At 66.8% G+C, this 26398-nt stretch carries 21 protein-coding genes and 1 tRNA gene; 8 read left to right on the top strand and 14 right to left on the bottom strand.

Annotated features, from left to right (window positions below; translation table 11 throughout):
- Positions 1–69 precede the first annotated feature (69 nt).
- Complete coding sequence (locus tag GEV01_RS21705) at positions 70–1542, top strand: amidohydrolase family protein (RefSeq protein WP_152807630.1); 1473 nt, start codon at positions 70–72, stop codon at positions 1540–1542.
- Here GEV01_RS21705 and GEV01_RS21700 read toward each other — a convergent pair whose 3' ends face one another.
- The 4 genes from GEV01_RS21700 to GEV01_RS21685 form a co-directional block, all read right to left on the bottom strand.
- Positions 1543–1947, bottom strand: coding sequence for a hypothetical protein (locus GEV01_RS21700; RefSeq protein WP_152807629.1), 405 nt, complete (start codon positions 1945–1947; stop codon positions 1543–1545). It abuts the gene before it with no gap.
- 65 nt (positions 1948–2012) lie between these two features.
- Positions 2013–2966 carry an NAD(P)H-dependent flavin oxidoreductase gene (locus GEV01_RS21695; RefSeq protein ID WP_070359519.1) on the bottom strand — a complete coding sequence of 318 codons (954 nt, stop codon included), beginning with the start codon at positions 2964–2966 and terminating at the stop codon, positions 2013–2015.
- Between the two features lie 98 nt (positions 2967–3064).
- Entirely contained in the window at positions 3065–3973 is a 909-nt protein-coding gene (locus GEV01_RS21690; protein WP_152807628.1) for an MBL fold metallo-hydrolase, read from the bottom strand.
- The gene (locus GEV01_RS21685; protein ID WP_152807627.1) at positions 3970–4200 is read right to left on the bottom strand and encodes a DUF1289 domain-containing protein; all 231 of its coding nucleotides are present in this window, start codon (positions 4198–4200) and stop codon (positions 3970–3972) included. Before GEV01_RS21685 ends, GEV01_RS21690 begins: the two co-directional genes overlap by 4 nt.
- An 86-nt stretch (positions 4201–4286) precedes the next feature.
- Between GEV01_RS21685 and GEV01_RS21680 the strand changes: the two genes are divergently transcribed.
- Both GEV01_RS21680 and GEV01_RS21675 read left to right on the top strand, forming a co-directional pair.
- Positions 4287–4700 (top strand): hypothetical protein, encoded by a 414-nt coding sequence (locus GEV01_RS21680; protein WP_008443502.1) that lies wholly within the window; start codon positions 4287–4289, stop codon positions 4698–4700.
- A 33-nt stretch (positions 4701–4733) separates the two neighbouring features.
- Positions 4734–5906 carry an extracellular catalytic domain type 1 short-chain-length polyhydroxyalkanoate depolymerase gene (locus GEV01_RS21675; protein ID WP_152807914.1) on the top strand — a complete coding sequence of 391 codons (1173 nt, stop codon included), beginning with the start codon at positions 4734–4736 and terminating at the stop codon, positions 5904–5906.
- Positions 5907–5914: 8 nt separating this feature from the next.
- On the opposite strand, the gene GEV01_RS21670 is transcribed toward GEV01_RS21675, so the two are convergent.
- The 5 genes from GEV01_RS21670 to GEV01_RS21650 are packed head-to-tail and all read right to left on the bottom strand — an operon-like array spanning position 5915 to position 11198.
- A complete protein-coding gene (locus GEV01_RS21670; RefSeq protein ID WP_152807626.1) occupies positions 5915–7048 on the bottom strand; it encodes a response regulator in 1134 nt (377 codons plus the stop codon).
- A gap of 13 nt (positions 7049–7061) precedes the next feature.
- On the bottom strand, positions 7062–10106 hold the full coding sequence (locus GEV01_RS21665; protein WP_152807625.1) for a hybrid sensor histidine kinase/response regulator: 3045 nt from the start codon (positions 10104–10106) through the stop codon (positions 7062–7064).
- Positions 10107–10122: 16 nt separating this feature from the next.
- Positions 10123–10329: a cysteine-rich CWC family protein gene (locus tag GEV01_RS21660; RefSeq protein ID WP_152807624.1), complete on the bottom strand. Its 207-nt coding sequence runs from the start codon at positions 10327–10329 to the stop codon at positions 10123–10125.
- A 5-nt stretch (positions 10330–10334) separates the two neighbouring features.
- The gene (locus GEV01_RS21655) at positions 10335–10586 is read right to left on the bottom strand and encodes a zf-HC2 domain-containing protein (RefSeq protein ID WP_152807623.1); all 252 of its coding nucleotides are present in this window, start codon (positions 10584–10586) and stop codon (positions 10335–10337) included.
- A gap of 36 nt (positions 10587–10622) precedes the next feature.
- Positions 10623–11198 (bottom strand): sigma-70 family RNA polymerase sigma factor, encoded by a 576-nt coding sequence (locus GEV01_RS21650; RefSeq protein ID WP_070359512.1) that lies wholly within the window; start codon positions 11196–11198, stop codon positions 10623–10625.
- A gap of 143 nt (positions 11199–11341) precedes the next feature.
- On the opposite strand from GEV01_RS21650, the gene argB reads away from it, so the two are divergent.
- Positions 11342–12235 carry an acetylglutamate kinase gene (gene argB / locus GEV01_RS21645; RefSeq protein WP_085946284.1) on the top strand — a complete coding sequence of 298 codons (894 nt, stop codon included), beginning with the start codon at positions 11342–11344 and terminating at the stop codon, positions 12233–12235.
- 54 nt (positions 12236–12289) lie between these two features.
- Positions 12290–12364, top strand: a tRNA-Thr gene (locus GEV01_RS21640).
- Positions 12365–12389: 25 nt separating this feature from the next.
- Here GEV01_RS21640 and GEV01_RS21635 read toward each other — a convergent pair.
- Complete coding sequence (locus GEV01_RS21635; RefSeq protein WP_152807622.1) at positions 12390–13310, bottom strand: TraB/GumN family protein; 921 nt, start codon at positions 13308–13310, stop codon at positions 12390–12392.
- 25 nt (positions 13311–13335) lie between these two features.
- On the opposite strand from GEV01_RS21635, the gene GEV01_RS21630 reads away from it, so the two are divergent.
- From GEV01_RS21630 to pabB, 3 genes are read left to right on the top strand one after another with little or no spacing between them, the layout of a single operon-like run.
- A complete protein-coding gene (locus GEV01_RS21630; RefSeq protein WP_328595587.1) occupies positions 13336–14064 on the top strand; it encodes an HAD-IA family hydrolase in 729 nt (242 codons plus the stop codon).
- Positions 14065–14106: 42 nt separating this feature from the next.
- Positions 14107–14682 (top strand): nucleoid occlusion factor SlmA, encoded by a 576-nt coding sequence (gene slmA / locus GEV01_RS21625; protein WP_152807621.1) that lies wholly within the window; start codon positions 14107–14109, stop codon positions 14680–14682.
- Between the two features lie 4 nt (positions 14683–14686).
- Complete coding sequence (gene pabB / locus GEV01_RS21620) at positions 14687–16546, top strand: aminodeoxychorismate synthase component I (protein ID WP_152807620.1); 1860 nt, start codon at positions 14687–14689, stop codon at positions 16544–16546.
- On the opposite strand, the gene GEV01_RS21615 is transcribed toward pabB, so the two are convergent.
- The 4 genes from GEV01_RS21615 to GEV01_RS21600 form a co-directional block, all read right to left on the bottom strand.
- Positions 16543–17004 (bottom strand): GNAT family N-acetyltransferase, encoded by a 462-nt coding sequence (locus GEV01_RS21615; RefSeq protein WP_152807619.1) that lies wholly within the window; start codon positions 17002–17004, stop codon positions 16543–16545. The genes pabB and GEV01_RS21615 overlap by 4 nt on opposite strands.
- Positions 17005–17364 carry a DUF1428 domain-containing protein gene (locus GEV01_RS21610; RefSeq protein WP_152807618.1) on the bottom strand — a complete coding sequence of 120 codons (360 nt, stop codon included), beginning with the start codon at positions 17362–17364 and terminating at the stop codon, positions 17005–17007.
- A 67-nt stretch (positions 17365–17431) separates the two neighbouring features.
- Positions 17432–19141 carry a ShlB/FhaC/HecB family hemolysin secretion/activation protein gene (locus tag GEV01_RS21605; protein ID WP_175023175.1) on the bottom strand — a complete coding sequence of 570 codons (1710 nt, stop codon included), beginning with the start codon at positions 19139–19141 and terminating at the stop codon, positions 17432–17434.
- A 26-nt stretch (positions 19142–19167) separates the two neighbouring features.
- Positions 19168–26398, bottom strand: a 7231-nt coding sequence (locus GEV01_RS21600; protein WP_152807616.1) for a YDG domain-containing protein, incomplete at its 5' end; no start/stop codon positions are given.

Below are 26398 nucleotides of genomic sequence, written 5' to 3'. Positions count from 1 at the left end.
GATCATCATTTGAGACGCAAAACCCGGCCTGCGGCTGCAAACTGGGCTCCTCATAACACGGAGCCTCGCATGAAAACCACTCGCATTCTCGCCAGCCTGTCCCTACTCCTCTGCGCCCAGGCATGGGCCGGCACACAAACCTGGATCACCAACGTCAAGCTGGTGTCGCCCGAAAAACTGGACCGCATCGAAGCAGGCAGTGTGCTGATCGAGGACGAGCGCATCGTCCGCGTCGTGCGCGGCGCCGGCGGCAAGGCGCCGGCTGGGGCGCGCCGCGTCGATGGCAAAGGCCAGTTCCTCACGCCCGGCCTGATCGACTCGCACGTCCACCTGTTCTCCGTGCCCGGCATGAGCTTCGAGCAGGCCGACCAGAAGCAGACCATGGCCGCCGAATACTTCGCGCAGATGCCGCGTTCCTTCCTCTACTACGGCTACACCACGGTGATCGACCTGGCCGCCGGCAGCCGCGAATTCATCGACCGGGTCAAAGCCGCGCCGCTGCATCCGGACGTCTACGACTGCGGTGCGCCACTGGTGTTCGCCAACGGCTATCCATCCTCGTACGCGCCGCCGGAGACGCGCTTCGACATGTTCTCCAACTTCATCTACGACCCGGCGCAGGCCGACAAGATCCCCGCCCGCTTCAAGCCGGAGGACTACACGCCGGCCAAGGGCGTGGCGCGGGTCAAGGCCGACCATGGCATCTGCGTCAAGACCCACTTCGAACACGGCTTCGGCACCATGCACAACCTGCCGGTGATGAGCCCCGCCGTGTATGGAGAAGTGCGCGCGGCGGCCAGCCGCGACAATCTGGTGCTGGTCACGCACGGAAACTCGTTCGAGGCCCAGACCTTCGCCGTCAACGGCGGCGCCGACGTGCTGGCGCACGGCATGTGGCACTGGGGCGAGATGGACAAGGAAAAGGAACTGCCGCCTGCAATCAAGCAGCTGCTGGACAAGATCGCCGCGCGCAAGATCGGCTACCAGGCGACGATGCAGGTGCTGCATGGCCTGAACGCGTATTTCGAGCCGGCCTATCTGAACCACCCGGCGCTGCCCAAGCTGCTGCCGCCCTCGATGCTGGCTTGGCTCCAGACGCCCGAAGGCCAGTGGTTCAAGCAGGAGATCGCGGAAGATGAAACCGACGCCGCCGTGTTGAAGGGGATGGAAGCGCCGCTGCGGCGCCAGCGGCAGGTGGTGGCCTACCTGGCCGGCAAGGACGCCAACTTCGTGTTCGGCACCGACACGCCGTCGTCACCGACCTACGGCAACATCCCCGGCCTGAACGGCTACCTGGAGATGCAGGACCTGCACCAGGCCGGCCTGTCGCTGGCGCAGCTGTTCAAGGCGGCGACCATCAACAACGCCCGCACCTTCAAGATCGATGCGCAGGTGGGCACCATCGAAGCGGGCAAGGTGGCGAATCTGGTGCTGATGAAGATGTCGCCGCTGGCCGATATCCGCGCCTACGACAGCGTGCAGACCGTATGGGTGCGCGGCAAGGAGACGCCACGCGACAGCCTGGCCGTCGGCGGCCGTTGATTATTGGCCGCTGCTGCCGGTGCGTTTGACGTGGGTGCTCATGTCGTGGACGTTGCGATCGTTCCATTTGGCGGCGACGCCGTTCTCGCCGAAGTCCACGCCGGAGCGGACCTGGGAGCTGCTGTAACGGTTGGTGGCTGCAACCCACTCATTGCGGCGGGCGACGATGTCGTCATAGGCTTTCTGCACCAGTGCGGCGGCGGCTTCGCTGCGGTCGCCGGTCTGGTATTCGAGGGCGCACTGCTTCCATTCCGCGATGCGCTTCTCGACGCGGCGCACCGCGTCGTTGGAGGTGGAAACCGCCGGAATCTCCGGCGATTCGCAGGTGAACGCTGCCGGCGGCGGCGCGTCAGCCGCCGCAGCCGTGCCGGCCAGCCATACCATTCCGATCAGCAGTGCCTTCATCGCGCCCCCAGTTATTTTTCAAGAAAACCATCTTATCTGAAATATAACTTGGCGGCGCGGATTTTTTACAGCGCCAGACGCGCGCGGGCTGCGTCGTATTCCTGCTTCAGGCGGGCCACCATTTCGGCGGTGGTCGGCACGTCGTCCATCAGGCCCACACCCTGGCCGGCGCCCCAGATGTCGCGCCATGCTTTGGCGCTGCTGGAGCCGAAGTTCATCGAGCTCTTGTCCGCCTGCGGCAGCGCGTCCGGGTCCAGGCCTGCGGCGACGATGGATTTTTTCAGGTAGTTGCCGTGCACGCCGGTGAACAGGTTCGAATACACGATGTCCGCCGCCGTCGATTCCACGATCGCGTTGCGGTAGTCGTCGCTGACGTTCGATTCCTGCGTCGCCAGCCAGCGCGAGCCGATGTACGCGAAGTCCGCGCCCATCGCCTGTGCCGCCAGGATCGCATCGCCGGTCGCGATGGAGCCGGACAGCGCGATCGGGCCCTTGAAGAATTTGCGGATCTCGCCCACCAGCGCGAACGGCGACAAGGTGCCGGCATGGCCGCCGGCGCCGCTGGCCACCAGGATCAGGCCATCGACGCCCGCCTCCAGCGCCTTCTCGGCGTGGCGGATCGAGACCACGTCGTGCAGCACGATGCCGCCGTAGCTGTGGATCGCGTCCAGCATCTCTTTCGGCGGCGCGCGCAGCGAGGAGATGATGATGGGGATCTGGTGCTTGACGCAGACTTCCACGTCATGCGCCAGGCGGTCGTTCGACTGGTGCACGATCTGGTTGACGGCGATCGGGCCGACGCGCTTGTCCGGATTGGCGGCCTGGAATTCGGCCAGTTCCTTCTGCAGGTCGGTCAGCCACACATCCAGCAGTTCCGCCGGACGCGCGTTCAGCGCCGGGAAGGAGCCGACGATGCCGGCCTTGCACTGCGCCGCGACCAGGGCCGGGCCGCTGGCGATGAACATCGGGGATGCGATGACTGGAAGAGAGAGGTTTTGCAACGCTGCAGGCAGGGCCATGGCGAACTCGCTGTGGGAGATTAAGGAAAATCGATTATAGATCGAAAATAGTACGACCGTGCCGAAACTAGGCGAGTTCCTCTATATTTGCTTGTGGGCTACTCGTTAAGTAAGTACTCACCATCGATGCAAGCCGCGCCGGCTCGTACCAGCTGGCCGACTGCCCAGGCGCCGAGCTGCTCCGGCGTCTGCTTCAGGAAGTTGGCGTTGGCCTTGGCGAAGACCGGCATCGCCAGCAGCAGCTGCGGCACGTCCGCCAGCGGAATGCGCTGGCGCTCCAGCAGCAGGAACTTCAGCAGCACTTTCAGCGCGTTCTGCGCGTTGCGCAGCGGATCGGCTTCCAGGTAGTCCAGCCGCGAACGGGCCCGCGCCAGCGCGCCGGCCACGTCGTCGAAAGGCTTGCCGTGGCCGGGGATCACCAACCGCACATCCAGCCCGGCGATCAAGTCCAGCGTGGCGCGCTCCTCGGCGAAGCCGGACTGGCCGTCCAGCTCCGGGAAGATGATGCCGAAGCCGTTTTCCCACAGCGCGTCCGCCGAAATCAGCAGCCGCTCCTGCGGGCAGTAGAAGATCAGCGAATGCGGATCGTGGCCGGGGGCGGCCAGCGCCTGCCACTCCATGTCCGCCAGCGTCAGCACGTCGCCGGGGGCGATGGTGGCGTCGAAGGTAAAACGCTCGCAGCGCTGGCCGGTGGCCTTGAAGCTGAGCGCTTCCACGTCCCAGTGCCGCACCTTGTCCGCCTCGGCGACCGGAATCGAGGTACGGCTGCCGAAATGGGCCTGCAAGATGGCGTTGCCGCCGCAATGGTCGGAGTGCAGGTGGGTGTTGATGATCTGGTCGAGATGGCGGCCGTGCAGCGCATGGCGCACCAGCGACAGCGTTTGCGGCGCGTGGCTCAGGTAGCCGGTGTCGATGATGGCCGTGTCGTGGCGCCCCATCAGCATGACGTTGTTGGACGACAGCCAGCCCCGTTCGAAAACCTGGATAGCCTCCGGCAGCGCGCTCATTCGTCGTCGAAGTCGATGAGTTGTTCACGGCGGCGGATTTCCGCCCACACGCCGCGCTTGTAGTCGTCGTCCGCCTTGGACCAGGCGATGATCTCCGGGATGGTGCGCATGCAGCCGATGCAATACAGGCGGTCATCGTCCATTTTGCACAGGCTGACGCACGGCGACGGCACGGGCGTGGCCAGTTCCGGCGCACCGGGCGGGATTAAGTTAGCGGTTTCACTCATGCCGCCATTATGCCGCGAACACGCTTGACTTGGTGGATTTCAAGTCTATACTACCATCCATGTAGATGGTATCCGGATGGAGACTTATGGCAAAGCAAGAATTAAAACTGAAGACCGCTGAATCGGAAAAGATCACGATCAACCTCGGCCCCATCGACCTGGGGCAGATCGATCTGCTGGTGCAGGAGGGGTTTTACTCCAATCGCACCGATCTGATCCGCACGGCGATCCGCAATCAGTTGAACCAGCACGCCGACGTCGTCAAGCAGACGGTGGCGCGTAAAAGCCTGGTACTCGGAATGCAGCACTACTCCCGCGCCGACCTGGAAGCGATCCAGGCGGCCGGACAACGGCTGCAAATCCAGGTACTGGGCCTGGCCAGCATCGCCAGCGACGTTTCCGTCGAACTGGCGCTGGCGACGATCGAATCCATCTTCGTATTAGGATCGCTGCACGCCAGCGCCGTGCTGAAAACCGCGCTGGCAAACCGCATCCATTAAGGGACCATCATGAAACTACCGCTTTTTTCACACATGCGCGAAGCGGCGCAAAGGCTGATGAACAGAAGCGCATCGGCGGCCATCCAGCAGGCCATGGACAGCCTGCGCGGACATGCCGCCAAAGCGGCGGCGCCGGCGCAACCCGCCATGCGCGACATCAATCCGCCGCCGAACCACGCCGCGCCAGGGCCGGCACCGGAACCCGCGCCCGAGGCCAAGGCAGCGCCGAATCCGGCCACCCATCCGGCCGAATTCGCGCAGGACATGTTGAACCGCATGGGCATCAAGGTCGACCTGCAAGCCAATCTCGATCGCGCCATCGACGTCGGCGCCTTCATGCATCCGACACCGGAAGTGGCGCTGCCCGAGGGTGCGCAGTTCATCAAGGGCAGCTACACCAACCACGCCGGCACCCGCAACTACAAGCTGTACATCCCGGCCAGCTATCACGGCCAGGCGATGCCGCTGCTGGTGATGCTGCACGGCTGCACCCAGAACCCGGACGATTTCGCCAACGGCACGCAAATGAACCGGCTGGCCGAGGAAAATGAATGCTTCGTGGTCTACCCCGAGCAGACGCCCAACGCCAACCAGCACAAATGCTGGAACTGGTTCAACGCCATCGACCAGCAGCATGGGCAGGGCGAGCCATCCATCATCGCCGGCATCGCCCAACAGGTGATCGACGAATACCCGGTCAACGAACGCCAGGTGTACGTGGCCGGGCTGTCTGCCGGCGGCGCGATGGCGGTCATCGTCGGCACGCTGTATCCGGAGCTGTTTGCGGCAGTGGGTGTGCATTCGGGCTTGCCGTTCGCCTCGGCGCAGGACTTGCCGTCGGCGCTGACGGCGATGAAGCGCGGCGTCATGTCACCCCGCAAGGCCGGCGATGGTTCGCAGCCCATCATCGTCTTCCACGGCGACAGCGACACCACCGTCAATCCGCGCAACGGCGAGCAGGTCATCGAGCAGCGCCTGCACGACCGGCATGGCAAGCCCTCGGTGCAATCGGGCAGCGTACCGAACGGGCACCGCTACACGCAGACCACGCACACCAAGTCGGACGGCACGCCGCTGGGCGAACACTGGGTGGTGCACGGCGCCGGCCATGCCTGGTCCGGCGGCAGCAACAGCGGCACCTACACCGACGCCAAGGGTCCGGACGCCAGCCGCGAGATGCTGCGCTTCTTCCGCACGGTCAGCTAGCCGCTAAATTAACCGCTGAAGCGCTCGATCTTTTCGCGGTGCTGCGTCATGTCATGGTCGGAGTCGGCATAGCGTTTTGCGATGTCGATGAAGTCCTGCTGCAGCTCCATGAAGGCGTCGACCATGTCGGGATCGAAGTGCTGGCCGCGGCCCTCGGCGATGATGGCCACCGCCGCCTCGTGCGACATGCCTTCCTTGTAGACGCGGCGGCTGATCAGCGCGTCGTACACGTCGGCCACCGCCATCAGCCGCGCGGAGATCGGGATGTCGTCGCCGCTCAGGCCTTCGGGATAGCCGCTGCCGTCCCATTTTTCCTGGTGGCCGTAGGCGATCTCCTTGGCGAACTTGAGGAAGTCCACCTCCAGCCCCAGCTCGCGCTCGGCCTGGCGGATCGCATTGCGGCCCAGCGTGGTGTGGGTCTTCATGATCTCGAATTCGTTGCCCTCGAAGCGGCCCGGCTTGAGCAGGATGCGGTCGGGGATGCCGACCTTGCCGATGTCGTGCAGCGGCGCGGACTTGAACAGCAGTTCGATATTTTTATCGGTCAGAAAATCGCTGAAGCGCGGATTGGTGCGCAGCTTTTCCGCCAGCGTCTTCACGTAGTGCGCGGTGCGGCGGATATGGTTGCCGGTTTCGCTGTCGCGCGTTTCGGCCAGCGAGGCCATGGTGTGAATGGTCACGTCCTGCAGCGCGACGATTTCCCGCGTGCGCTTTTCGATTTCCGTTTCGAGGAAGTTGTTCTGGTCGCGCAGGAAGTCGTGCACCCGCTTCATCGACAGCTGGGTCTTGATGCGCGCCAGGACGATGGGCGCGGAGATCGGCTTGGTGATGTAGTCCGCCGCCCCCAGTCCCAGGCCGAGCTGCTCGTCCACCGTCTCGCTCATGGCGGTGACGAAGATCACCGGAATGTCGCGCGTGGCGGGATTGGCCTTGAGCTCCTTGCACACTTCGTAGCCGCTCATCCCCGGCATCATCACGTCGAGCAGGATCAGGTCCGGCTTCGATTCGCCGTTGGCGATTTTCAGCGCTCGCTCGCCGTTGACGGCGATCTTGGTGCGATAGTCGTCTTCCAGCACGGCGCACAGCAGATCGATGTTGTCCGGGATGTCGTCGACCACCAGGATCGTTGGTTTTGCGTTCATCGGCATACTCTCTTCACAAAGCGATGTTCAGTGCATCGGCGGCGGCCTTCAGTTCGTCCAGCGCCCCTTCGAAATCATATTGCCCCAGCATGCGGCGCAACTGGCGCGCGTGCTCGCCCTGCCCTGCTGCCGTCAGCGCCGCGCACAGGCGGTCCAGCAGCTTGACGGCGGCGCCGTCGTCCTGCGCCAGCAAGTGCGCCATCTCCTGCACCACCGCCGTCAATTCGGCCAGGTCGGCCGGTTGCGCGGCCACGGGTGCGTCGGCGGTGGCCGGCTTGTCGTCCATCGCCATCGCGATACGCGCCACCAGATCGCTCAACTCGCCCGCCATGTCGACGATGGCTTCATCGCGTCCCTTGGTCGTGCCCATCGCCAGCATCTGCTCGACCTTGCCGGCAGCATCCGCCATGCCGACGGCGCCGATATTGCCCGCCAATCCCTTGACAGTATGCGCCTCGCGCGTGGCCCCGGCCAGGTCGTTGTTTTCGATGGCGGTGGCGATGCGGTGCATGGCGTCGATCTGGGTTTCGACAAAGCGCGACAGCAGCTTGCGCATCAGCTTAACATTGCCGCCCACACGCTGTAGCGCGGCTTCCATGCGCAGGCCGGCGATGACGGGCAGCGCCTCGTCGTCGACCACGATCGGGGCTTCGGCGGCGGCTTCCGCCGTCACCGGATTCTTCACCTTGACCCAGCGCGCCAGCGTCGTGAACAGCTGCGCCACGTCGATAGGCTTGGCAATGAAATCGTTCATGCCGGCGTCCAGGCACTTCTCCTTGTCGCCGACCATGGCGTTGGCGGTCATGGCGATCACCGGCAGGTTGGCGTAGCGCGCATCCTCGCGCAGCCTGCGGGTGGCGTCGTAGCCGTCCATCACCGGCATCTGGCAGTCCATCAGCACGCCGTCGTAGTCGGCCACCGCCAGCTTCGCCAGCGCCATGGCGCCGTTGGCGGCGATGTCGACGCGGATGCCGGCGTCGCTGAGGATCTGCTGCGCCACTTCCTGATTGACTTCGTTGTCCTCGACCAGCAGCAGGTAGGCGCCGCGCACCGCTTCCTCGGCCGCCATGTAGTCGGCGCGGCGGCGCGTGCGGCGGCAGCTGCGCAGGTCTTTGCCGAACACGGTGGACACCGAATCGAGCAGCGTCGACGAGCTGACCGGCTTGTTCAACATGGCGTCGATGGCGATGCCGCGCGCCTCGTCCATCAGCACGTCGCGGTTGTAGGCCGTGACCATGATGAAGGCCGGCGCATCGACGCCGTCGGCCTCCGCCTGTGCGCGGATCGCCTGCAACGTCTCCAGCCCGTTCATGCCCGGCATCTGCCAGTCCAGCAGCACGATGTTGAAAGGCCGACCTTCGCCGCGCGCCTGCGCCGTCATCTCGATGGCGCGCTGGCCGCCGTCGGCGCTGGCGGCGGCGAACTGCATCGAAGACAGCATGCCCATGAAGATTTCGCGGGCGCTGGCGTTGTCGTCCACCACCAGCACGCGCAGGCCGGAGATGTCCGGCAGCGGCAGCGGCTCCTCGACGGCGCCGATGCCGAACACCGCGCTGAAGTGGAAGGTGCTGCCCACGCCAGGCTCGCTTTCCAGGCCGATCTCGCCGTCCATCAGCTCGACCAGGCGCTTGCTGATGGTCAGGCCCAGGCCCGTGCCGCCGTGGTGGCGCGTGGTCGAGGTGTCGGCCTGCGTGAAGGCCTGGAACAGGCGCGCCTGCTGCTCCGGCGTCAGTCCCGGCCCGGTGTCGCGCACGTCGATCCGCAGGCGCACGCGCTCGTCGGGCAGATGCTCCAGCACGCGTATCGTCACCACGATCTCGCCCTGCTGCGTGAACTTGATGGCGTTGTTGGTCAGGTTAATCATCACCTGGCCGAAGCGCAGCGGATCGCCCACCAGCACCTGCGGCACGTCCGGCGCGATATCGAACAGCAGCTCCAGGCCCTTGTCCTGTGCCCGCATCACGGACAGGTCGGCGATATTCGCCATCACGTCCTCGACGTAGAAATCGACCTGCTCGAAGGCCAGCTTGCCGGCCTCGATTTTCGAGAAATCCAGGATGTCGTTGATGATGCCCAGCAGGTTGCGGGCCGCCGACTCCACCTTCTCCAGGTAGTTGCGCTGCTTGGGCGAGAGCTCGGTTTGCAGCGCCAGGTGGGTCATGCCGATGATGCCGTTCATCGGCGTGCGGATCTCGTGCGACATATTGGCCAGGAAGTCGGACTTCATCTTGGTCGCGTCCTCCGCCACCGTGACCGCGCGGCGCAGCTGCTGCTCGGCGGCCAGACCGGCCGTCATCAGCTTGAGCGCGTGCAGCAGCTCGCCCGTTTCATCCTGCGACTTCACTTCGATGACGGAGCTCAGGTCACCCTGCCCGACCCGCTTGGCGATGGCGATCGCCTCCTCCAGCGGCCGCGTGATCGAGCGCGCCGACAGGCCGAAGCCTATCCCCACCAGCACCGCCGCGCCGCCCATCAGCGAAATCAGCATCAGCGAAAAATTGATGTCGTCGCGTGCGCGCGCGGAGCTGGCCATCACCTGGCTTTCCTGCAGCTTGTCGAGGATCTTGATCTGTTCCAGCAGGTGGTCCAGCGCGGGCAGCGCCATCGCATTCATTTTCGCCTCGGCGGCGTCGCGGTCCTCGGCCTCCACCATGTCCGCCACGGCGATGAAGCTGTCGTAGTAGGCGGCGCGCGCGCGCTTGACCTGCTCGATCTGCGCCCGCGCTTCCGGCGTGGCGTCCAGCTTGTCCAGCTGCTCCAGCTGGGCGTCGATATCGAGCTTGATGCGGTCGATGCGGCTGTAGCTGTCGATGCGGTGCTGCTGGTCCTTCTGGATGATCAGCGTGACGATGCGGGTGGCCGCCTCGCGGGACTGCGTGTCGATGGTGTTGATGGCGGCGCTGGCGGCCCAGTCCTGGTGCAGGATATGATCGCTCTCGGCGCGGATGGCGTAGATGCGGCTCACGCCGACCAGGATCACGCCGACCAGCAGCAGGATCAGGATGATGTAGCCGCTGCTGATGCGCGCGCGGATACCCATGTCGCTAAAACGGCGCATGCGTGCTTCCTTCAGGCTAGCCGGCCGGTTTGGGATGGTCGGCGCGTTGGTCCAGGATATGCTGTTTCAGACAGTCCGGGCACCAGCAGCTGGCGCCCGGCGCGGACGGCACCGGCAACGACGCCGGCAGATACGTGCACCAGCAAGGCTGCGCCGGAGCCGACGGATCGGCGTCCACCATGGCGCAGCTGAAGGTTGCGCCGCAGCGCGAGCAGGTGCTCATGGCGCTTACGGGCGGCGGTGTTCGGGATCGTCGTCGAGCGGCGCCGGGCCGCCGTCCGGCGCGTCGAACGGGAAGCGGCGCATGGCCGTGCGCAGCAGCGACATCTGGCCGTTGAAGCGGGTACAGGCGTCGCACACCATCAAGTGCAGCCGCATGCGGGTGCGCTCGATGAAGGACAAGTCGCGGTCCATCCCCTCCGAGACCAGCCGGTGCACTTCACGGCAGGTCGGCTTCAAGCCGGTTTTATGTGGTTCCATAGTCGCTGACAGTAAGTGAGGCAATAAGTGGCGCAGTCACGTGGCCTGGCGGTTGCCAAACCAGTTCAAGTCCAGGCATTCGCGCAAACGCATGCGAGCCCGATACAGGAGCACCCAAGCATTAGACGTTGTAATCGCCAGTTCCTTACAAATTTCGTCGGTTTCCAGCTCCAGCCATTCGCGCATCATGAAAATGCGGGCGGTTTTGGCGGGCAGCTTTTCCAGGCAAATCTCCAGCACCTTGAAGAAATCCTTCTGCTCCAGCGTCGCATCCGGGTCGCCCCAGGCCATCGGCTGCTCGCGGGTGTGGCCGTCGGCCTTGAACAGGGCGTCGATGGCGTCGTCCTCGGACTGGTCCTCGGCGGTGTCGATCTGGCGCTCGCGCGAGCTGGCGCGCAGGCAGTCGATGATCTTGAACTTCAAAATCCCCGTCACATAGGTGCGCAGCGACGACTGGCCGTTGAAGCGCTCCGGTTTTTCCAGCACCGCGATCAGCGCGTCCTGCACCGCATCCTCGGCCAGGGCCTGATTCCGTATTTGCAACTGTGCAAATCGGACAAGCAGTGGACGCATGACTTCTAGCTGGCGGTGGAGGGTATCGGTGGCGGTCATAGCGGGCAGCGTATCGGATGATCCGGGAAAATACAACCGGATAGCCCTATAATGCGTAGTTGATTGCAGCATCAGGCTGTAAAATTGCACAAATTTTCTAAACCGGACTCGCCATGACCCAACTGACTAACCTTAACTTAGGCATGAATGACGACTTGACCGCGGTGGCGCCGCAGATCAAGGCGCAGATTCTGGCCGAGGCCCTGCCCTATATCCGTAATTTCCATGGCAAGACCATTGTCATCAAATACGGCGGCAACGCGATGACCGACGAGCGACTGAAGCACGGCTTCGCCCGCGATGTCATTTTGCTCAAACTGGTGGGCATGAACCCGGTCGTGGTGCACGGCGGCGGTCCGCAGATCGACAACGCGCTGAAAAAAATCGGCAAGCAAGGCACCTTCGTGCAGGGCATGCGTATCACCGACGAAGAAACCATGGAAGTGGTGGAGTGGGTGCTGGGCGGCGAAGTCCAGCAGGACATCGTCATGCTGATCAACCACTACGGCGGCCAGGCAGTGGGCCTGACCGGCAAGGACGGCGGCCTGATACGCGCCAAGAAAATGTCCATGCCGGACAAGGACAACCCGGGCCAGTTCCTCGACATCGGCTTCGTCGGCGAGATCGACGCGATCAACCCGGCCGTGGTCAAGGCGCTGCAGGACGATGCCTTCATTCCTATCATTTCGCCGATCGGCTTCGGCCAGGATGGTCAGGCTTACAACATCAACGCCGACGTCGTCGCCGGCAAGATCGCCGAGATCCTGAAGGCTGAAAAGCTGATCATGATGACCAACATCGCCGGCGTGCAGGACAAGCAGGGCAACCTCGTGACCGACCTGTCGGCCCGCGAGATCGACGAGATGTTCGCCGACGGGACGATTTCGGGCGGCATGCTGCCTAAAATTTCATCAGCCCTGGATGCCGCCAAGTCCGGCGTCAACACGGTTCACATCATCGACGGGCGAATTGAACACAGTTTATTGCTCGAGGTGTTGACCGAACAGGCTTTTGGCACTATGATCCGGTCTCACTGAAAAAACGGCGATGCACGTTTAGCCGCGTTTTCCAGTGCATCGCCATACCAGTACGCCCTTTTAGCTCAGTGGTAGAGCACTCCCTTGGTAAGGGAGAGGCCACGTGTTCAATCCACGTAAAGGGCACCATTCTTCCTGCAGCACCCTCCCCCGCTTAGTACATCCGCTCTACCGTCATGCCGCGTTTGCGCAGCAGTTCCGGCACGCTTCCGTTACCGATCAAATGCAGTATGCCGATCGCCGCCACGCAGTTGTTCTCGCGCGCCATCAGCTTGACCATGCCGTCGGCCAGCGCCGGATTGCGGCCGTCCAGCAGCACCTTCTGCACGAAGCGGCCGGAGAAGCTGTCGTCCATCTCCGCCTTGAGCGCCAGCGCGTCCAGCGCAATCACATCGGCCTTGCGCCAGGCGTCGGCGATTTCGCGGGCCTGGTTGGCCTGCTCCTTGTCCTCGATGCCGGCGATGGCCTCTTGCAGGAATTGCAGCTGCTCGGCGGCGCTCATCTGGTCGAACAGCGCCATCTGGCTCTCGGCCGATTCCAGCTCGATCACCTTCTGGCCGCGCCCGTGCGCCTGGCGGGACAGATGGGCGTCCACCGCCAGCGCCGCCTCGTAGCCCTGGGCCGAGAACTCGCTCACCGTCAGCAGGCTGGCCAGCAGCCAGGGCTTCATCGCCGCCACCGTCTCCGCTTCGATGTTGTACTGCTTGAGCAGGCGGTCCAGCCGCTGCCGCCAGTCGGCCGACAGTTCAGGGCCGGCCGGGCCGCCGCGCGTCAGCATGCCGTGGCGCTGCACGGCGCGCATCAGCGGCTGCTGGTCGCCCAGCGGATCGATCTCCAGCGCCAGCACCGGCGCCTTCTTCAGCGCGGCGGTGATGCGTGGCTCCAGCGGATAAAAATCCGCCGCGCCGACGTGGATGGTGCCGAACAGGTACAGTGTGTGTCCGCCCTGCTGCACCTTGAACAAGGCGCCGTGGTTGGGCGCCTGGACTTTGTCGGCCGCCCATGCCGGAGCGAGGGTAAAACAGAGCAAAGTCCAGAACATCACTATAATCTGGCGCTGTATGGCTTCCCGCATGGCTTCCTTAGATGACTGACTTGAAGTGAACATTATTACCCGCAACTCCCCCGTGTGGCTATTCGATCTGGATAACACGCTGCACAACGCCTCGCATGCGATCTTCCCGGCGATCATGGCCAGCATGAACGTCTACATCGCCAATGTGCTGGGCGACGGCGTCACGCCCGCCGGCGAGGACGCGGTGAACGCCGCGCGCACGCTGTATTGGCGGCGCTACGGCGCGACGATGCTGGGACTGGTCAAGCACCATGGCGTAAAAGCCGCGCATTTTCTCGACGAGACCCACCGCTTCGAGCGGCTGACCGACATGATCCGTGCCGAACGCGGACTGCGCCAGCTGTTGCGCCGCCTGCCCGGCCGCAAAATCCTGCTGACCAACGCGCCGCACCGCTACTCGACGCAGGTGCTGCGCCATCTGGGTTTGCAGCGCCAGTTCAGCCACCACGTATCGGTGGAGTCGATGGTGGTGCACCGGCAGATGCGGCCCAAGCCGTCCAAGCTGCTGCTGCGCAAACTGATGCGCCGCCATGGCCTGACGCCCGGCCGCTGCGTGCTGGTCGAGGATACGCTGGCCAATCTGCGGAGCGCGCACGCGCTGGGCATGCGCACCGCCTGGGTCACGCAATACCTGGAAGTGGGCGACGCGGTCGGCCTGGCGCATCCGCAAAAAAGGTTAATTCGCCCCGCTTATGTCGATGTCAAAGTAAAATCTGTCAGGAATTTGCCGGCACGCCTGCATCATCTGCGCTGAACAAAACAATCCACCCACCCATTCACTTATCCGCGAGATCACATGGCAAGCAACCCGCCGGGCCAGCGCCGCATGCAGATTCTGCAGGCGCTGGCGGAGATGCTGGAACAACCCAAGGGCGACAAGATCACCACCGCCGCGCTGGCGCGCAAGCTGGAGTTCTCCGAGGCCGCGCTGTATCGCCACTTCGCCAGCAAGGCGCAGATGTTCGAGGGCTTGATCGAGTTTATCGAATCGTCGGTGTTCGGCTTGATCAACCAGATCGCCGAACGCCAGAGCGACGGCCTGGCGCAGGCGCGCGACATCGTCGGCATGCTGCTCAACTTCGCCAGCCAGAACCCGGGCATGACGCGGGTGCTGATCGGCGAGGCGCTGGTGAACGAGGACGAGCGGCTGCAACTGCGCATGAACCAGTTCTACGACCGCGTCGAACTGGCGCTGAAGCAGGCCTTGCGGCTGGCCGTGAGCGAAGGCCAGGCGCACGAGGCCGAGGTGCAGGCGCGCGCCGGCATGCTGGCCAGCTTCGTCATCGGCCGCTGGCACCGCTATGCCAAGAGTGGATTCAAGAATAACCCGGCGCAGGACGCGCCTTTGCAGATCGCCCTGCTGCTTGCCTGAGTTGATGATGAACGAAGTTTTCGCACTGCTGGATGACGCCAGCCCGGAGGGCACCCAGACTCCGGACGCGCGTTCGCGCCTGTACACCGGCCACACCGGCACGCTGCGTTGCGACCATATCGGCCAGTGGCCACAATTGCTGGAGCAGATGCAGGCGGCGCTGGAGCGCGGCCAATACGCCGTCACCATCTGCGCCTATGAACTGGGCGCGGAGCTGCTGGAGCTGGGTGCTGCCGCCGCGCCATCCTCCGCCACGCCGGCGCCTCCTTTAGCCCAGATTCTGCTGTTCTCGCAGTGCGCGCAACTGTCGTCGGCCGAGGTGGGCGACTGGCTGGCGGCGCGCTCCTTCCCTATTGAGCGGCCATCGGGCATCGCCAACATTCGCGCCAACATCGAGCAGGACGCGTTCAGCGCGGCCCTGGCGCGCATCCACGACTACATCGAGGCCGGCGACACCTACCAGGTCAATTACACGTACAGGCTGCGTTTTGACGCGTTTGGCAGCATCCACGCGCTATACGCCCGCCTGCGCGGACGCCAGCCGGTGCCCTACGGCGCGCTGGTGGGGCTGGAGGACGGCAGCGCCGTGCTGTCGCTGTCGCCCGAACTGTTCGTGCGCCACGAGAACGGCGTGCTGACCGCGCGGCCGATGAAGGGCACGGCGCCGGCCGCGCCGCCGGCGCAATCGGCCGAGAACATCCAGCGCGCCACCACGCTGGCCGCCGATCCGAAGAACCGCGCCGAAAACCTGATGATCGTCGACCTGCTGCGCAACGACATCGCCCGCGTCGCGCAGACCGGCAGCGTCGAGGTGCCTGCACTGTTCGAGGTGCACCGCTACAGCAGCGTGCTGCAAATGACCTCCACCATCACCGCCAGGCTGCGCGCCGGCGCCACGCTGGCCGACATCTTCAACGCGCTGTACCCATGCGGCTCGATCACCGGCGCACCCAAGCGGCGCACCATGGAGATCATCCGCGAACTGGAGCCGGACCCGCGCGGCATCTACACCGGCGCCATCGGCTGGTTCGATCCGGTCAAAGACGCAGGCAAGGTGGGCGACTTCTGCATGTCGGTGCCGATCCGCACGCTGACGCTGCAAGCGCCGGACAGCCCGAACGGCGCACGCCGTGGCGAGATGGGCGTGGGCGCCGGCATCGTCTTCGACAGCGACGCGCAGGAGGAATACGCCGAATGCCAGCTCAAGGCGCGCTTCCTGACCGGCCTGAAAAACGACTTCGAGATTTTCGAAACCATGCACGCCACGCGTGCGAACGGCGTGCGCCACCGCGAACGTCATCTGAAGCGGCTGGCGGCATCGGCGGCCTGCTTCGGCTACGCCTGGGACGCTGCGGCGGCCGACGCCTACCTCGACACCGCCTGCGCGATGCTGGACGCCGACACCGGCTACCGTCTGCGCCTGGCGTTGAACGCGGCCGGCGCCTTCTCGGTGCAGCATGCGCCGATCGCGCCGCTGACGGAACCGGTGCGCGTGCTGCTGGCGCCGGATGCCACCGAAGCGGGCGACCTGTTCCTGCGCCATAAAACCAGCATCCGCAGCCGCTACGACGCCGCCTGGCGCGAAGCGGAGGCGCAAGGTGCTTTCGATACGCTGTTCTTCAACGAGCGCGGCGAACTGACCGAAGGCGGCCGCACCAATGTGTTCGTGCGCATCGATGGCCGCTGGCTGACGCCATCACTGGACTGCGGCCTGCTGCCGGGCGTGATGCGCGGCGTGCTGCTGGACGATCCGCAATGGAAGGCCAGCGAGGCCGTCATCACGCGCGCGATGCTGGAAGCGGCCGATGAAATCGTCGTCTGCAACGCACTGCGCGGCGCGATGCGTGCCGTGTTGGCGAGCTAGGGCCGCCACTCCAGCAGGCGATACAAACCGGCGTCGCCGGCATCCTGAAAACCCAGCCTGGCATACAGCCGTTGCGCCGGATTGCTGCGATCCACATGCAGACTCACATGCAGGCCGTCGCGCGCGGCCTGCTGCTGCACGCTGCGCAGCAGTTCGGCGCCGTAGCCCCGGCCCTGCCATGGCGGCAGCAGCGCGATGTCGATCACATGGAAAGCCTCCGGCTGCTGCGCGACATAGAAGCGGCCTATCGGCGTGCCGTCCAGTTCGACGATATCGAACCGGCCGTGCGGATAGTGCCCGCGAAAGTGGCGGTCCTGCGCGTCGTACTGCATGCGCAGGAAGATCTCGGCCTGGCTGGAGTGCCAGCCGAACAGGCTGATCTCGCCGGCGCGGGTGGACGCGTACACGCTGCGCAGAAAAGCCTCGTCCTGCGGCTGACCGGGTCGCAGTGACAGCATCTACAGATCGATCATCATTTCGAAGCCGCCAAAGATCATGCGCTTGCCATCGAAGGGCATGTTCTTCGGATCCATGTAGTGGGCGATGCGCGGATCCTTCATGACCTTGTCGTTGATCTCGTCGCGCGCGGCGCGCGATGCGTAGACGATCCACGAAAACACCACAGCCTCGCCCTCCTTCAGGTCGACGCTGAGCGGGAACGACGTCACCTTGCCGGGCGGGACATCGTCACCGATGCACTCCCGGAACTCCAGCGCGCCGTATTCCTTCCAGACCTTGCCGCATTCAAGCGACATTTTCTTGTATGCCTCCACATTTTCCTTAGGCACCGGAATCACAAAACCGTCTACATAGGACATGGCCGTCTCCTTTTCAGTGGGAGATTCAGGGTAGCCAAATCTGAACCAAATGACAAGCGGCGCGCCGTCAGAAGTAGGTCGAGAGGTTGAACCAGGCGCGCATGCGGGCCGAGCTGCCGTCGGCGTCGGCGCCCTTGCTGTTGCGGGCCGGATTGCTGCCCACCTTGGCCGCCACCTGAATCTGCAGCACGGTGCGTTCCAGCGGACGCCAGCTCCAGCCCAGGCCCACGCCTTTCAAGCTGTAGCTGTTGCCCGGCCCGCCGGCCGCCAGCGCGCCTTCATACACCTTGTGGTTCAGCGTGATGTGGCCGTAATCGAAGAAGGCCGCGATATCGGACTTCAGCGCGGGCAGCTCATAGTGGCTTTCGAGCGTCATCACATAACCCTCGTCGCCGCTGGCCTCTCCCGCCGGATAGGCGCGCACCCGTCCCGGTCCGCCGAGCGACATTTTCTCGCCCGATTCCAGGTTGGCCGTGGCCAGCTGTCCGCTGACGCTGGCCGACACCATCAAACCGTCGCGCAGCCGCTGGTATTGGCTGGCCTGGTAATTGGCGCGGACGAAATGGCCCTGGGTGCCGGCGGCGTCGGCCGCCAGCGAGGCCGGATTGGCCGACAGGTCGACCTTGCCCGGCGTGACATCGAGCGACGCGCTGGTGTAGCCGCCCGCCCAGCGGGACTGGCCGTTGTAGCCGATGCCCAGCGCCAGCGTATCGACTCGCTTGTCGCTGGTGCGCGCGCCGTTGGCGTTGTTGGTGTAGCGCTTGTTGTCGTAGCCGGCGCGCAGCTGGACGTTGCTGTCGCCGCTGCGCAGCAGCGGATGCGTAAGCAGCAGCTGCGCCACCTTGGCGCCGCCGAAACCGTCGAGCGATGCGAACTCCGCGCCCAGGCGATAGCGCAGCGCCGAATAGGCGGCGCCGACGCGGGTGCCGTAGTCCCCCACCGGCATCACGTAGCCGGCGCGCAGGTACTGGAAGTCGGCGCCGGTGGTCGAAGCGAGCAGCGAGGCCTGGCCGCCGGCGCCACCGATGTCGTTGAAGTTGATGCCGCCCTGTGCGCGCACGCGGCCGGTGTAGCGGTTGGAGGAATTGTCCACGCCGACGGTGCCGCTGACCAGCGGCGCTTCGCTCAGCGCGATATCGAGTTCGGTTTCGCCCAGGCGCGCGCCGGGCGCCAGTTCGGCGCGTGCGCTCACTCCGGGGAAGTCGTCGGTCAGCAGCAGCGCGCGTTCCAGCGCGCTGTCGCGCAGCGGCTGGCCCACCGGAGTCAGCGCGTCGAAGTAGCGACGGGCCTGTTCCGGCTTCAGACGTACGCTGGAGTCGGGCAGCAGCTTGATCTCGCCGACGCGCCCTTCCAGCACGGTGATACGCACCTCGCCCTGGCCCAGTTCCTGCGGCTGCAGCACGGCGGTGGCCAGCAGATAGCCGCGCTCGCGATAGCAGGTGGTGACGGCGTTGGCGGCGGCGCTCAGTTCATCGAAACTCAGTTCGCGGCCGGTGTAGGGTTTGAGCGGTTCCTGCAGGGCCGCTTCCGGCACCGCGCTGGCACCGTCTAACACGAAGCGGCGCACCATCACGCGCTGCGCGCCGCTCAGCTGCACACCCTTGCGGGCTTTATTGTCAGGCAGTACGGGGCCACCGGTTTTCGGCGGTACGATCAGCGCCGGCGGACGATTGGTTTCCAGCAGGCGCCCGGCGTCCGGAGTCGTTTGCGCGAACACCAGCGCGGGCGTGAGCAGAATGGCCAGCGCCAATGCGCCTGCGGTGTGATTGTGATGCACGTCAGTCCTTGGTTTCGTTTGCATTGTTATTCCGCCGTCCGCAGGCCACCGTCGCGCGACGCCACTTGCGTCCCACCCGGCAGCGTGGCGGTGGAGATTTCGACGGCGGCCGGCACTACACCAGGCCCGGAGGCCGGCGCGGCGACGAAGCCGCTCAAGGCGACCGTTGCGGCGTTGCCGCCCGCCTGTTGCTGTTGCGGCGACTGCGCAGGCGTTTGCTGCGCCAGTTGCGGCAGCGGCGACAAGCCCGGCGCCGACGGCACGCCGAACAAGTTGTCGCCCGGATTGGCCGGCGTCAGCGGAATCTGCGGCCGCACGATAGTGCCGATGGTGTCCGTCACCGGGGCCGCGGGCCTGAGCACCGTCAGCACGCCATCGACGTAAGTCACACGGTAGTTGCGCAGGTCGGTGCCGGCCAGCGTGATCGGGTAGGTCCCGGCCGGCGACTGCGCGGTGGCGCCGGTGCTGGCGTTGACCGCGCCGACGTCGTCGCCGGACACCAGGCCGCCGACCGTGTAGCTCAACACAGGGTTGGCGACGCCGGGGGCGCGCGTCTGGTTGTTGGCGGTAATGGTCAAATCCTTACGCGCGATGGCGGCGGCGGTCGTGGCGCTGGACGAGGCGAGCCTGTAGTTGCGGGCGTCGGCGCCGCCCAGCGACAGGCCGCTGACGGTCACGGTCTTGCCAGCGCCGGCGTTCTTGTCCGCGAAGGCGGCGCTGCCGCCGCTCACGTCGAGCACATCGCCGGCGATGCGGTTATCGCTGACCGCGAACTGCGCCGCCAGCGTGCCGTCGTACACCTTGTCGGCGGCGCTCACGCTGGCGACCAGCACGCGCGGCGTGATCGCGGCGCTGGCCTTCAGGCTGGCGGCATCGAGTTTGTAGTTGCCGGCATCGGCGCCGGACAACTCAACGCCGCTCAGCACGACGCTCTTTGCGGCGCCGGCGTTCTTGTCGGCGAACGCGCCGCTGCCGCTGATGCGCACCGTGTCGCCGGCCAGCGCGTTGACACTCAAGGCCACACTGGCCGCGGTGCCGCCGTCGTAGACCTTGTCCGCAGCAGTCACGCTGGCGCTCAACGCGCGCGGTGTGATGGTCGCGCTGCCGGCGCTGCCGACCGATATCGTGTAGTTGCCTGCATCAGCGCCGGCCGCCGTCACGTCTTTCAACTGCACCTGCTGCACGCCGGCGTTCTTGCCGGCGAAACTGGCGCTGCCGGACAGCGACAGCTCGTCGCCCGCCACGCGGTCGTCCTTGAACTGCACGCTGGCGGCCACGGTGCCGTCGTACACCTTGTCGAGCGCACTGGCGGTGACGGCCAGCGCGCGCGGCGTGATCGACGCGGTGGCGCTGCCGGAGCTTGTGACCAGGTGGTAGTTGGACGCATCGGCGCCGCTCAGCGACAGCCCGGACAGGGTGATGGTCTTGCCGGAGCCGACGTTCTTGTCGCTGAAGGCGGCCACCGGTGCAAAGCTCAAGCTGTCGCCGGCGAGGCGGTTGTCGCTGATGGACACCGTCGCGGCGGTGCCACCGTCATACACCTTGTCGGCGCCGGTGACGGTGAAGCTCAAGTTGCGCTGCGTGATCGCCGCGCTGCCGCTGGCCGTGGCCGATGCCAGCTGATAGTTGCCGGCGTCGGCGCCGGACAACGTCACGCCGCTCACGCTGACCGCTTTGGCCGCACCCGCGTTCTTGTCGGCGAAGACCGCCGCGCCGCCGGTCACGGACAGGACGTCGCCGCTGATGCGGTTGTCGCTCAGGGTGGCGCTGGCGGCGGTGGTGCCGTCGTAGACCTTGCCGGCGACGTTGGCCGTGACGTTCAGCGCGCGCGGCGTGATCGCGGCCTGCACGCTCGAATTGCCCGGCACGAGCACGTAGTTGCCGCTGTCCGCGCCGCCCAGCGTCACGCCCGTCACGCTGACAGTCTTGGCGCTGCCGGCGTTCTTGTCGGCGAAGCTGGCGGCGGCGCTATAGCTCAGGACATCGCCGCGCACGCGGTCGTCGTTCCACGCCAGCGCGGCGGCGGTGGTGCCGTCATAAACCTTGTCGACGCCGGCCGCGCTGGCGTTCAGCATGCGCGGCGTGATGGCGCCGGTGCCGCCGCTGTTGACCACGTCGAGCACGTAGTTGCCGCTGTCGGCGCCGGACAGCGTGACGCCGCTGAAGGTCAGCGCCTTGTTGGCGCCCACGTTCTTGTCCACATAGCTGGCGCTGCCGACGGCGACGCCCAACTGGTCGCCGCCGATCCGGTTGTCGGCGAAGCTCACGCTGGCGGCGGCGGTGCCGTCGTACACCTTGCTCACGCCGGAGCCGGTGACCGTCAGCGTGCGCGGCGTGATGGCGGCGCGGGTGCTGGCGCCGGTGTCGGACAGCGTGTAGTTCTGCGCATCGGCGCCGGCCAGCGCGATGCCGCTCACGCTGACGGTCTTGCCGCTGCCGACGTTCTTGTCGGCGTAGCTGGCGGCGTTGCTGGTGATGCTGAGCGCATCGCCGTCGACACGGTTGTCGCTCATGCTGACAACCGCCGCGGTGGTGCCGTCGTACACCTTGCCGGCGCTGGCGATGCCCACAGTGAGCGCGCGCGGCGTGATGCTGCCGGTGGTGTTCAGGGCGGTCGGCGCCACCGCGTAGTTGCCCGCGTCCGTGCCGCTCAGGGCGATGCCTGTCACGGTGATGCCCTTGCCGGTGCCGGCGTTCTTGTCTGCGTAGACGGCGCTGCCGCCGACGGTGAACTGGTCGCCCGCGATGCGGCCGCTGTCGCTGTAGTCGACACGGGCGGCGACAGTGCCGTCATAGACCTTGTCGCCGCCGGTCACGCCGACCGTCAGCGCCTTTTGCGTGATGGTGCCGGTGCCGGCGGCGGTGCTCGACGCCAGCACGTAGTTGCCGGCGTCCGCGCCGGACAGCGCCACGCCGCCGACGCTGAGCGCCTTGCCGCTGCCGGCGTTCTTGTCGGCGTAGACGGCGGCGCCGCTGGCGGTCAGCGTCAGCTGGTCGCCGCCGATGCGGTTGTCGCCCAAGGTCGCGACGGCGGCGGTGGTGCCGTCGTAGACCCGCGTGACGCCGCTGGCGGTGGCCGTCAGCGTGCGCGCGGTGATGCCGGCGGTGGTGGCGGCGGTGGAGCCGGCCAGCGTGTAGTTGCCGGCGTCCGCGCCGCCCAGCGCGATGCCGGTCACGGTGACGGCCTTGCCGGCGCCGACGTTCTTGTCGGCGTAGTTGGCGTTGGCGGCAAAGCTGAACTGGTCGCCGGCGACGCGGTCGTCGTGGAAGTCCACATGGGCGGCGGCGGTGCCGTCGTACACCTTGTCCGCGCCGGTGACGCTGACGGCCAGCGCCTTGGGCGTGATGACGCCGGTGCTGGTGGCGCTGTCCGAGACCAGCCTGTAGTTGCCGGCGTCGGCGCCGCCCAGGGTGATGCCGGAGACGGCGACGCTGCGGTTGCCGGCGTTCTTGCTGTCGTAACTGGCGCTGGCGGCCAGCGCCAGCTGGTCGCCGCCCAAGCGGTCGTCGCCCAGCGTCACGCTGGCGGCGGTGCTGCCGTCGTAGACCTTGGTGGCCGCGCCCGCGGTCACTGTCAGCGCGCGCTGCGTGATGACGCCGGTGGTGGTGTTGCCGGCGACAGCGAGCACATAGTTGGCGGCGTCGGCACCGCCGATGGTCACGCTGCCGATGGCGACCGCCTTGCCGCTGCCGGCGTTCTTGTCGGCGTAGCTGGCGCTGCCGCCATAGGTGATGGCGTCGCCGCTCACGCGGTCGTCGCCGTAGGCCACGGTGGCGGCGGTGCTGCCGTCGTACACCTTGGTGGCGCCGGTGGCGACGGCGTTGAGCGTGCGCTGCGTGATGCTGCCGGTGCCGCTGGCGGTGGGCGCGGCCAGCGTGTAGTTGCCGGCGTCGGCGCCGGCCAGCGTCAGGCCGGACGCGGTCACGGCCTTGCCGTTGCCGGCGTTCTTGTCGGCGTAGGCGGCGGAGCCGGCGGACACGGTCAGCAGATCGCCGTTGACGCGGTCGTCGCCCAGCGTGACGGCGGCGCTGCTGCTGCCGTCGTAAACCTTGCTGGTGCCGGTGGCGCTGACGTTCAGCGTGCGCGCCGTGATGTCGGCGTGCGTGGTAATGTTGCCCGCGCCCAGCGCGTAGTTGCCCGCGTCCGCGCCGGACAGCGTGATGCCGCCCACCGTGATGGTCTTGCCGGCGCCGGCCTGCTTGTCGGCGTAACTGGCGCTGCCCGGGGCCAGCACCAGCTGGTCGCCGGCGATGCGGTCGTCGCCCAGCGTCACATTGGCGGCGACGCTGCCGTCGTAGACCTTGCCGGCGCTGGTGGCGCTGGCGTGGAGCGCGCGCGGCGTGATGCTGGCGGTGGTGGCCGCCGTGCTGGCGGCCAGCGTGTAGTTGCCGGCGTCGGCGCCGCCCAGCGCGATGCCGGTGACGGACACGCTCTTGCCGGCCTGCGCGTTCTTGTCCGCGAAGCTGGCGCTGCCGCTGATGCTGAGCGCGTCGCCGGCGATGGCGTCGCTGCTGTAGTTGACGCTGGCGTTGCGGCTGCCGTCGTACACCTTGTCGATGCCGGCCGCCGCCACCGTCAGCACCTTCGGCGTGACCGTCAGCGTGGCGCCGTTGCCGGCCAGGTTGATGTGGTAGCCCATCGCGCTGGCCAGCGTGCCCTGGCCGATGGCGTAGCTGCCGGCGTTCCTGCCGCCGCCCGCCACCGCCAGCGCGCCGCTCAAACCGGCGGAGAGATCGCCGTCGATGTAGCCGCTGGCCACGTAGCTCAGCGGCCCCGCCAGCTGGCCGTCATAGGCCCTGGTGGCGCTGCTGGCGGTGATGGTCAGGATAGGCGCGAGCGCGTACAGGAACCAGTTGCCGTTCGCGGCATAGGCCGGCGTGCTGCCGGTGTAGCTTTGCCCGTAATGCTTGCTGTAGCCGGACACGCGTTCCAGGCTGGTGGCCGGGTTGGCCGCGTACACCAGGAAGCGGCCGCCGCCGGTCAGGTTCAGGCCCACGCCCAGCGGCGTCGCCTGCGCGGAATAGTTGAGGAACAGGCCGTCGGCCGGGCCGGCCACCACTTCGATGGCGGTGCCGCTGCCCGAGGCGCTTAGCTTGCCGTCGGCGCCCAGCCGCACGGTGCCGTCGGCCGGTCCCAGGTTCTTCAGGCTGATGTTGCGCGCCGTGACGGCCGCGTTCACCAGCAGCGCGCCGTTGTCGCGGTTGGTCTTGCCGCTGCCGTCGGCGATCGACAGGTTGACGTCACCGCCGGCGCTCAGGGCGGCGTTCACGGTCAGCGTGGCGGCGCCGGTGTCGCGCTCGGCGTCGACCGGGCCGGTGGACGGCGTCGGCTTGCTATCGTTGGCCACCACCGTCAGCGTGCCGCTGCCCAGCGTGATGGCGGAATTGAGCGTCACGCTGCGGCCGGCCTGCAGCGTCAGCGAGCCGGCGCCGCCGCCGGCGTTGACCGCACTGTCACCGTCGAGCGTCAGGTCGTTGCTGGCCTGGAGCGCGACCGACACGCCGGCGGCCAGTTGCGCGGCCAGCGCGACCGAGCTGACGGTCGAGGTGCCGCCGCTCGCATCGCCGTAGGTTTGGTTGCCCACCGGCGTAGGCAGCAGCGCGAAGGCGTGCACGTTGCCGCTGCCGGCGGTGCCGGCCTGTACGCCGTCGCTGAACGGCGCGCCGACCACCATGCGGTCGCCGGCGCCGTTCAACGCCAGCGCGTAGCCGAAGCTGTCGTAGTCGTTGAGCGGGACGTCGACATTCGGCGCACTGCTGTAGCCGCGTCCGAACGTGGCGCTCAGCACCGGCGTGGCGTAGGCGGTGTCGGCGAAATCGTAGATGCGCACCGCGCCCGGCCCGAGGCTGGTGCCGCCGTTGGCGGGCGACGACGGTGCGCCCACGGCCAGCCGGGTGCCGGCCGCGTTGAAGGCCAGCGCGGAGCCGAAATATTCGCCGCCCAGCAGCGCCACGTTGGTGTTGTTGCCGCCGCTGACGTCCGCGCTCAGTTTGTGCAGCACGGCCGGGGTGGCGGCGCTGGTGTCGTACAGGTAGACCGCGCCCTTGCCGCTGTTCTCGCCGATGGCGCCGACCGCCAGGCGGTCGCCGGCGCCGTTGTAGGCCAGCGCGGTGCCGAACAGCGCGTCGCCGCCGCTGCCGGTAAGCGTGGCGGTACGGCTGATCGCGGCCAGGTTGCTATTGTTGTACAGGTGGGCGGCGCCGGCGTTGTTGCCGGACGTGGTGTCGTACAGCGCGCCCACCGCCAGCTTGCTACCGTTGCCGTTGAGCGCGACCGCGGTGCCGAAGGCGTCGGCAAAGGAGCCGTGCGGATTGGCCAGCGTGGCCGTGGTGATGGTGCCGCCGAAGGCTGCGGCGCTGTAGCGGTATTCGTACACTTGGCCGGCGCCGCTCTGCTGCCCGGGCGCGCCCACCGCCAGCGTGAGGCCGTCGCCGCTGAGGGCGACGCTGGAACCGAACAGCGCGTTGGACGGCAGGCTGACATTGGTGTTGCCGGCGCCGGTGTAGCCGGTGCCCAGCGTGCCCTTCAGCACCGCGCCGCCGAAGTTGCCGTCGCTGAAGGTGTACAGACGCACCGCGCCGGCGCCGCCGACCGTGTTGCCCTGGCCGGCGTCGTACGGCGCGCCCACCGCCAGCTGGGTGCCGGAGGCGCTCAGCGCCACGGCGGCGCCGTAGCCGTCGCCGGCCTCCAGCCCGCCGACATTGACGTTGCTGCCGCCGCTGCGGCCGGCGCCGAGGACGGCCTGGTAGTTCCACTGGCTGGCGTCGGCGCGGATGATCAGGTTTTTCGGGTCCAGCAGCAGCTGGCCGCCGGCGCCGACCGTCACCTTGTCCAGGCCGGCCGAGCGCAAATCGTTTTTGGACGAGATTTCCACCGCGCCGCCGGCGGCCGCGCCGCTCGCCGTCAGCGTGCCCAGCATGGTGGTGCGGTCCTGCGACCAGAGCACGGCGGTGCCGCCCTGCCCGGCCGCGCCGCGCGCCGAGACGTCGATCGCGCTGCTGTCGTTGATGAAGGTCGTGCCGGCGTTGGCGATGGCGGCGCTGCCGCCCCAGCGCGTGACGAAGCGGGCCGTGTCGGGCGCGCCGGCGGCCGGCGTGCCGCCCTGGAAGGCGCCGCCCACGCGCACCAGACCGCCCTGGGTCTGGCCGGAAGCGTCCAGCACGGCGCTGAACAGGCTGACGTCCTGGCCGCTGGCGTCGATGCGCCCGCCCACGCCGCTGCCGCCGCGCGCGCTGTGCAGCGCGGACGACGCCAGC

Origin of the sequence: Rugamonas rivuli (assembly GCF_009380165.1) — a bacterium.
Taxonomy (GTDB): domain Bacteria; phylum Pseudomonadota; class Gammaproteobacteria; order Burkholderiales; family Burkholderiaceae_D; genus Rugamonas; species Rugamonas rivuli.
The sequence above is the reverse complement of the archived record's forward strand: the minus strand, read 5'-3'. Positions and strand labels throughout refer to the sequence as shown.